4 protein-coding genes are annotated in these 5,754 nt (G+C 74.5%); all 4 read right to left on the reverse strand.

The genetic code is table 11. From position 1 onward, the window contains the following. Positions 1-184 precede the first annotated feature (184 nt). A complete protein-coding gene (locus VGR37_05815) occupies positions 185-1,867 on the reverse strand; it encodes an iron ABC transporter permease (GenBank protein ID HEV2146895.1) in 1,683 nt (560 codons plus the stop codon). Between the two features lie 105 nt (positions 1,868-1,972). Then, positions 1,973-3,049 carry an ABC transporter ATP-binding protein gene (locus tag VGR37_05820; protein ID HEV2146896.1) on the reverse strand — a complete coding sequence of 359 codons (1,077 nt, stop codon included), beginning with the start codon at positions 3,047-3,049 and terminating at the stop codon, positions 1,973-1,975. Between the two features lie 54 nt (positions 3,050-3,103). Further along, on the reverse strand, positions 3,104-4,138 hold the full coding sequence (locus tag VGR37_05825) for an extracellular solute-binding protein (GenBank protein HEV2146897.1): 1,035 nt from the start codon (positions 4,136-4,138) through the stop codon (positions 3,104-3,106). 392 nt (positions 4,139-4,530) lie between these two features. Further along, positions 4,531-5,754, reverse strand: a 1,224-nt coding sequence (locus VGR37_05830) for an NEW3 domain-containing protein (GenBank protein ID HEV2146898.1), incomplete at its 5' end; no start/stop codon positions are given.

Here is a 5,754-nt window from a genome sequence, read left to right on the forward strand (position 1 = left end):
GCGAGGGCCGGCGCCCGGGGGGCGGCGGCCTGGGGGAGGACCTCGGGAGCGAGCGCGACGAGCGCGGCCACGGCGGCCGCCGCGCGCAGGGGGGTGGGGCGCATGGCGGTACTCCAGGTGGACGGGTGGAACTCTTCCCCGAAACTCCCCGCACCTCCCGGGCCAGCGGACGCCCGCCGGCCCCCTACGCGCCCGGCGGCTCCTCGTTGACGCGCCGCCAGCCGAAGACGAACGCCACCGCCACCAGGGCGATGAGGAGCACCCCGTAAGCCGCCGCCCCGCCGAAGTCGAAGGCGCGCAGCTGCGCCAGCATCTCCACCGAGATGGGGCGGGTGCGGTGCGTGTACAGCAGGATGGAGGCGACGAACTCCCCCAGCGCGGTCACCCAGGCGAGGAGCGCCCCCGCCGCGAGCCCGGGGAGCACCAGCGGGAGCACCACCCGCCGCAGCGTCCGGGTGCGCCCGGCCCCGAGCGAGGCCGCGGCCTCCTCCAGCGCCGGGTCGAGCTGCCGGAAGGAGGTGAGCGCCGCGCGCGTCACCAGGGGGACGTTGCGGATGAAGTACGCCAGCGGGAGGATGGCGAAGGTCCCCACCAGCACGAAGCGCCCGGCCAGCGGCTCGCTTACGCTGAAGGTGGAGGCCAGCGCGATGGCGAGCACCGTCCCCGGGAGCGCCCAGGGGAGGATGACCAGCGCGTCCACCACCCGCCGCCCCGGGAAGCGGCGCCGCGCCAGCAGGTACCCCGCCGCGAAGGCGAACACCACGTTCGCGATGGTGGCCACCGTCGCCATCCGAAGCGAGTTCAGCACCGGGACCAGCCGCTCCGGCCGGGTGAAGAGGGTGCGGTAGCTCTCCGCCGAGTACACCGGGGGGAGGATCTCCGTGGTCCAGCTCCCCTCGGGGACGAAGGACACCAGCAGCACCGTGGCGTGCGGAAGGAGGAGCAGGCCCACGCCCAGGAACGCCACTACTGAGAGGAGGACCGCCCCCCGCCCGCCGCGCGTCCGGGCCGCCGCGCCGGAGCCCTTGGAGGCGCCGGTGTACTGCCGCGACCCTTCGTACCGCTGCAGCACGAGCAGGAAGAGCAGCGAGGTCAGCGCGAGCACGGTGGCCTCGACCGCCACCAGCCCCTCCTCGCCGTTCAGCTTGCTGGCGTAGAGCTGCGTGGTGAGCACCCGGAACCCGCCGCCGAACACGTACGGCGCGCTGAACGACGCCATGCTGGTCATGAAGACCAGGAGCGCCGCCCCGCCGAGCGCGGGCGCCAGGAGGGGGAGCGTGACCCGGCGGAGCGTGGTCCAGCGCCCGGCCCCCAGCGCCGCCGCGGCCTCCGGGTACGAGGCGTCCAGCCGCGCCAGCCCCGCCGCGGTGAACAGGTAGAAGTACACGTACATGGTGTAGGCGTGCACCAGCAGGATGGCCCACGCCCCGGTGAGCCGCCAGGGCGGCTCGGCCATGCCGAACAGCAGCTGGACCCCCCGCGTCAGGAACCCGCTCTCGCCGTACAGGAAGAGGAAGGAGATGGTTCCCACCAGCGGTGGGAGGAGCACGGGGAGGGCCGCCAGGCCGCCGAGGATGCGGCGCCCCGGGAAGTGGTACCGCGAGAAGAGGAAGGCGAGCGGCACCCCCACCATCGCAGAGAGGAGCACGCTGAGCACCGAGATCCACACGCTGGCCCAGAGGGCGCCCACTTCCGTGCCGCTCCCCCAGAATCGCCGCCAGTGCTCCAGGGTGAGCCGCCCGCCCTCCGCGAAGCTGTCCCGCACCACGAACAGGTTGGGGTACAGCACGAGCCAGACGAGGATCAGGGCCACGGGGAGCGCCAGCAGGAGCGTGCCCCGCCCGGGGCCGTGGGCGCGCTCAGCCACCGCGCAGGCTGCGGATCGCCGCCAGCTCCCCGAGCAGCTCCGCCCCCTGGATCCCCTCCCCGTCCTCCGGGGCGAGGTCGCCGAGGCGCACCGGCGCCGCGCCGCTCACCCGTCCTCCGCGGGGAAGGCGATGGGGAGGGCGTCGTCGTGCGGGCGGAAGTACACCGTCTCTCCCATCTGCGCGTCGGCGCCGCCGCCCTGCACCGTGACCTCGGTGCGCCCGGAGCGCAGGCGGTAGAAGGTGGCCGAGCCGGCGAAGCGCCGCTCGGCCACCGTGCCCTCCATCTCGCGCCCGCCGCGCCCGCCCCCGGAGTCCAGCCGCATGCGCAGCGACTCCGGGCGCACCATGACCCGCACCGCGTCGCCCGCCTCGAGCCCCGCCTCCGCCGGGATGCGCGCGTCCCACCGCTCCCCGCCGGGGAAGAGGCAGACCGCCGTCCCCTCGCGCCTCGACTCCACCCGCGCGGGGAGGAAGGAGGCGCGCCCCAGGAAGGCCGCCACGAACGGGTTGGCCGGGCGCGCGTAGAGCGCCTCCGGCGTCCCCACCTGCTGCAGCCGCCCCCGCTCCAGGAGCGCGATGCGGTCGGAGAGGGCGAAGGCCTCCTCCTGGTCGTGCGTGACGAACACCGCCGTGATCCCCAGCTCCTTGAGGAGCGTCCGCAGCTCCGAGCGGGTCCGCTCCCGGAGCGCGGCGTCCAGGTTGGAGAGCGGCTCGTCCAGGAGGAGGAGCCGCGGCTCGGGCGCCATGGCCCGGGCGAGCGCCACCCGCTGCTGCTGCCCGCCGGAGAGCTCCTGCACGCGCCGCTTCCCGTAGCCGCCCAGCTCCACCCGCTCCAGCGCGCGCTCCACGCGCGCGGGGACCTCCGCCCGCGGCGCGCCCTGCGCCTGCAGCCCGAACGCCACGTTCTCCGCCACGTCCATGTGCGGGAAGAGCGCGTAGTTCTGGAACACCATCCCCACCCCGCGCCGCTGCGGCGGGAGCGACGTGACGTCGCGCCCCTCCAGCACGATCCGCCCGGAGGTGGGGGTCTCGAACCCCGCGATCATCCGCAGCGTGGTGGTCTTTCCGCAGCCGCTGGGCCCCAGCAGCGTCAGGAACTCCCCCGGCGCCACCTCCAGCGACACGCCGTCCACCGCGACGACGCTGCCGAAGCGCCGGGTGAGCTCAGCGAGCCGGAGCATCGCGGAGTGCGAGAGCGCGGGAGTGCGACGGCGCGAGAATGGGTGGGGGCGCCTTCATCGCGCGCCCTTGCCGCGAACGTGCTCGTCCCAGTACCGCATCCACGCCGGGCCCTTCTCCTGGAGGCGGTCCCAGTCCATCGGCTCGGGGACGATCTGCTCTCTCGCGCGGCGCAGCCCCTCGGGGAGCGAGTCCGCGGGCACGTCGCCGCGGGCCGGGAGCCGGTGGAACTCGCGCGCGGCCGGGAGAAGCGCCTCCTGGCTCCCCACCCACTCCACGAAGCGGCGCGCCAGCTCCGGGTTGTCCGAGCCCCGCACCACGGCCACCGCGTCCACCAGCAGGGGCGTCCCGCTGCGGGGGATCACGTAGTCGATGGGGAAGCGGGTGTTCGCCTTCAGCGTCTCGATGTCGGGCATGTCCCAGAGCGTCAGCACGCCCTCCTGCCGTGCCAGCTTCTGGTAGAGCAGGGTGGGGTTCAGCACGTACTCCTTGGTCTGCGCGTCGAGGCGCCGCAGCCACTCGAACCCGGCGGCGGTGTCGCCCGTCTCGCGGATGCCGCGGTCGACGACCATCCCGAAGATGGTGCGCATGGTCCCGCTCGCCATGGGGTCGCGGATGAGCACCTTCCCCCGCCACTTGGGGTCGAGCACGTCGTCCCAGTCCTGCGGCACCTCTTCCGGGGAGACCGCCTGCGTGTTGTAGGCGATCACCTCCGGGGTCAGGTAGGTGCCGTGCCAGAAGCCCCGCGCGCTCTTCGCATCCTGGGGGAGCGCGCCGGCCCAGGTGGGGACGAAGCGCTCCAGGAGCGAGTCGCGGGCCGCGTCCTCGAAGGTGGTCGCCGGGGCGCCCCACCACACGTCGGCCTGGGGGTTGGCCCGCTCCGAGCGGAGGCGGTCCAGCACCTCCTGCGAACCCATGTCCACCGTCTGCACGTCCACGTCCGGGTGGAGCTCCTCGAAGCGCTGCTCGAACGCCTGGAGCATCTCCCTCCCGTGCGGCGAGTAGACGACCAGCGTCTCGCGCCCGTCCCCCCCCGCGCACCCCGCGAGGCCCAGGGCGAGCAGGGCGATTCCAAAAGTTGGCTTCCGCATCCGATCCATCACAACAGGGAACAAGGTTCATCCTGTGCACGCGCAGCGTGCAGCGCCACAGGGGAAAGCCGGCCAGAGCGGTTCCCGCGTGCTGTCGGCAGCTCCGGTGGACCCCCTCCCCCGGCCCCTCCCCGCAGGGGGGAGGGGAGAACGACAGGGAGGCGCCTCGACCCTCTCCCCCTTGCGGGGAGAGGGTGGCGCGCAGCGCCGGGTGAGGGGGTCTCTCCGCCCGAGCCAACGCTACGCCCGCGGCAGCACCCCCAGCTCGCGCAGCACGGCGCGGCTCAGCTCGTGGCGCCGCTGTCCGATCTCGTCGAACGTGGCCCCGTCGATGTTGAGCGCCTAGAAGTACACGTCTCCACCCCGCTCCAGGCGGATCCTCCGCAGCCGCTTCACTGCGCGCCGCGGTCGGCGCCCAGCGCCAGCAGGTTGGCGAAGAGCCGCCACGCACCCGGCACCCCCTCCGGGAGCTGCCGGAAGAAGGCCAGGCCTGTGTACACGTACGTCCCCTCGCCGTAGGGGGCCACCAGCAGCCCGCCGCGGAGCGGCGCCTCGCCCGGGTCCGCCATCTCCAGGAGCGGCGTGTACTCCGGGGCCCAGGTGCGGGCGAAGTACAGCCCGCGCTCCTGGATCCATCCCGCGAAGTCGCGCTCCGTGATGCGGTTGGGCCAGGAGAGCACCGGGTGCGCCGGGTCCAGCAGGCGCACCGGGGCGGTCTCGTCGGTGACCCGGTCGTGCGGGCGCCCCATGGTGAGCGGGAAGGGGGTGAAGCCGCCCTCCACCAGCTCGTACTTGTTGTACTGCACGATCAGGGTCCCGCCGCGGCGGACGTACTCCAGCAGCCGGGCGTTGTGCGCGGCCAGGTCCGGCCGGACCTCGTAGGCGCGGCTCCCTGCCACGATCACGTCGTACCGCGACAGGTCGCGCCCGGCGAGCGCCTCCGCGTCCAGCAGGTCGGGGGTGATGCCGAGCTGCTCGAGGAGCGCCGGGCCCTCCTCCCCCGCCCCGGCGACGTACGCCACCTTCAACCCGCGGGGCACCCGCACGTCGAAGGCGCGCACCCGCGACGCGGCGTCGTGCAGCAGGGGCCGGGCGCGCACGTGCGGGTAGTCGATCATCTGCACGCCGCGCTCGAAGAGGCGGCCGTCCTCCGCCTGGAAGACGGCGCGCACCGGGTAGTCGCCCGGCGCCACCCCCGCGGGCGGGCGCACCGAGAGCTCGATCTCGCGCTGCTCGCCGGGGGCGGTGAAGCGCACCGGGACCGCCTGCGGCTCCGCCGACCACCCGGCCGGGAGCGCCAGCCGCAGCGTCCCGGCGATCCCGCCCGGCGCCTCCGCGCGCAGCCGGACCCGGTAGCGTAGCGGGGCGGGAGCCGCGCCGGAGCCGGTCAACGGCATCGCCAGCACGCTCGCGCCCGGCTCCAGGAGCACCGAGACCGCGGGGACCACCAGCGTCGGGAGCCGCAGCTCCCCCTGCCGCGGGTCCACCTCCCGGAAAGTGGCCTCCGCCGTGAGCGGCAGCTCGGCGGACTCCACGGCGACCGCGGCGCGGGCCCGCACCGGCGCCGGCTCGAACGGGAGCCCGTCGACGTTCCAGTCCCCGGTCCAGTCGTACAG

This window comes from Longimicrobiaceae bacterium (assembly GCA_035936415.1).
Taxonomy (GTDB): domain Bacteria; phylum Gemmatimonadota; class Gemmatimonadetes; order Longimicrobiales; family Longimicrobiaceae; genus JAFAYN01.

Excerpts from the sequence above, each read along its gene's own strand:
- VGR37_05825 (HEV2146897.1), bottom strand. The coding sequence starts at position 4,138 with ATGCGGAAGCCAACTTTTGGAATCGCCCTGCTCGCCCTGGGCCTCGCG.
- VGR37_05820 (HEV2146896.1), bottom strand. The coding sequence starts at position 3,049 with ATGCTCCGGCTCGCTGAGCTCACCCGGCGCTTCGGCAGCGTCGTCGCG.